Origin of the sequence: Odoribacter sp. N54.MGS-14 (genome assembly GCF_000980295.1) — a bacterium.
Lineage (GTDB): Bacteria > Bacteroidota > Bacteroidia > Bacteroidales > Marinifilaceae > Odoribacter > Odoribacter splanchnicus.
This window is the reverse complement of the sequence record NZ_LARL01000196.1, coordinates 1-300: the sequence shown is the minus strand read 5'-3', so window position 1 is coordinate 300 and position 300 is coordinate 1. Positions and strand designations below refer to the sequence as shown.

Annotated in this window: 1 rRNA gene; it reads left to right on the top strand. The window is 55.7% G+C overall.

Features of this window, described 5'->3' with window-relative positions:
- Positions 1–300 (top strand): 16S ribosomal RNA (locus WS42_RS15090); the annotation flags it as partial.

Below are 300 nucleotides of genomic sequence, written 5' to 3'. Positions count from 1 at the left end.
GCGAGACTGCCGTTGACAAAACGGAGGAAGGTGGGGATGACGTCAAATCATCATGCCCTTTATGACCTGGGCTACACACGTACTACAATGGCTATTAACAGAGAGAAGCGATACCGCGAGGTGGAGCAAACCTCACAAAAATAGTCTCAGTTCGGATCGCAGGCTGCAACCCGCCTGCGTGAAGCCGGAATTGCTAGTAATCGCGGATCAGCATGCCGCGGTGAATACGTTCCCGGGCCTTGTACACACCGCCCGTCACACCATGAGAGCCGGGGGGACCCGAAGTCGGTAGTCTAACCG